The organism is Deinococcus phoenicis (genome assembly GCF_000599865.1).
GTDB classification, from domain to species: domain Bacteria; phylum Deinococcota; class Deinococci; order Deinococcales; family Deinococcaceae; genus Deinococcus; species Deinococcus phoenicis.
The window spans coordinates 1-1,540 of the sequence record NZ_JHAC01000059.1; the positions used below are offsets into that span (position 1 = coordinate 1).

Here is a 1,540-nt window from a genome sequence, read left to right on the forward strand (position 1 = left end):
CGGGGGAAGTCGGGCAGGTCGGCCAGGGGAATGGTCACGATGTTCTGTTGCCGCCAGGCGGGGGACGGGTTGAACCAGGCCCCGCCCTGGGGGGAAGCCCCCGCGCCCGGTCCCTCGGGGTTGCCGTAGGCGGCGACCAGCGCGGCGGTGGTCTGCCCGCTCGGACGGTTCCTGATGGCCGTTGCAAAGTCAAAGTTCATGTGCCCTCCAGCGGGTCCGCCGCCCACGGTGTCTCCACCAGCCCCTGCCGCCGTTCCAGGGCGTTCAGCAGGGCGCGGGCCTCCGTGCGGGTGATGAGGTAGTGCTGGTTGCGGGTGGTCAGGCGCTCGATTTGCAGGCGCAGGTCACGAATCTGGCGTTCCTGTTCGGTGCGCTGGTCCTCCATTGCCGCCCGCAGCACCCGCACGTCCTCGCGCAGTTCGTCGAGTTCCTCCTGGTCCTTGCCGCGCTCCTCGCGCAGCCGCTTGAGTTCCTCGCGCAGCTCCTGGCGGATTTCCTTGCCGTCCCCGAACGTGAACTGCTTGGCGAAGGCGGTCAGGATGCCGCCGCCGATCAACCCGAGTGCACCCATGACGGCGCTCAGCAGGTTGCTCGTGCCGTGCGGGTCAGCCCCCGCCACGCGGTCCCCATTTCCCCGCCAGCCACGCCCGGAAGCGCTGCGGCCAGCGGTTCATGCGAAACCAGTCGTCCGCCGTGGCATAGGCCAGGACCGCGCTCCACACGCCCAGCAGCCCGTACACACCGCTCCCCCAGTTCAGCGCGGCGGGGCCGTTCGTGACGAGGATGCCGAACAGCAGGAAAAACGCGGCGCTGGCGAACTGCCACAGGATCAGCAGCGGCTGCCCGCGCGGAATCAGCAGCAGGCCCAGCCCGATGCCCAGCGCCCACGCGCCCCAGGTGGTCGTGCCCGCGATCTCCCGGAAGCCGGCGTAGCCCTCCACGAGGTCCACGAGGTGCGGGCGGTGGAAAGAAATGAAGGCGACCCCGAGGTGCAGGGTCGCCAGGGCGATTCGCAGCGCCCCGATGCTGCGCCGCCACGAATGCGTCATCTCGCGGAGCGCCACGCCTCACCGTCCCACCATTCCCAGGTCCAGCCCCAGGAGGTCCAGCGTTCGGCGGGGGGCACGTTGCCGCCCCGCTGCGTCAGCGTCCAGCTCCACAGGCCGCCGTACGGCGGGGAGCCGTCCGGCTTGATCGGGCGGTAGGGGCCGTGGCGGTTGAGCGTGCTGGCCTTGCGGACGCGGGCGATGCCGTCCGGGGGACAGTCACGGTCCAGGCGCAGGACGGCGCGGTAGGCGATCACCAGCAGGTTGTCCGGGATGACGGTCACGGGGCAGTAGGTGGGGGCCGCCCGGGCGGTGGTCAGGCAAAGGGCCGCCCCGATCAACAGGACGGCCCGAACTGTGTTGGGGCGCATGGGCCTCCTCTCCCGGACATGAAAAGGAACCGCCCCAGGGCCGGGAGGCTGGGGCGGGTGCTCGCGCAGATGCTCAGGGGTTGAGCGAGTACGGCTGGCCGTAGTAGAGGGTGCCGTCCGGGG

At 70.8% G+C, this 1,540-nt stretch carries 4 protein-coding genes; all 4 read right to left on the minus strand.

Features of this window, described 5'->3' with window-relative positions; all coding sequences use genetic code 11:
• Positions 1-200 (minus strand): hypothetical protein (locus DEIPH_RS15145; protein WP_034359723.1); only part of this gene is annotated, 200 nt, incomplete at its 3' end.
• Positions 197-619, minus strand: coding sequence for an OmpH family outer membrane protein (locus DEIPH_RS15150; protein ID WP_034359725.1), 423 nt, complete (start codon positions 617-619; stop codon positions 197-199). The genes DEIPH_RS15150 and DEIPH_RS15145, both read right to left, overlap by 4 nt.
• On the minus strand, positions 606-1,064 hold the full coding sequence (locus tag DEIPH_RS15155; RefSeq protein ID WP_034359727.1) for a hypothetical protein: 459 nt from the start codon (positions 1,062-1,064) through the stop codon (positions 606-608). Before DEIPH_RS15155 ends, DEIPH_RS15150 begins: the two co-directional genes overlap by 14 nt.
• Positions 1,046-1,417: a hypothetical protein gene (locus DEIPH_RS15160; protein WP_034359729.1), complete on the minus strand. Its 372-nt coding sequence runs from the start codon at positions 1,415-1,417 to the stop codon at positions 1,046-1,048. The genes DEIPH_RS15155 and DEIPH_RS15160 overlap by 19 nt, the downstream gene beginning before the upstream one ends.
• Positions 1,418-1,540: the final 123 nt, after the last annotated feature.

Coding starts and splice junctions, on each gene's coding strand:
- DEIPH_RS15160 (WP_034359729.1), bottom strand. CDS start 1,417: ATGCGCCCCAACACAGTTCGGGCCGTCCTGTTGATCGGGGCGGCCCTT.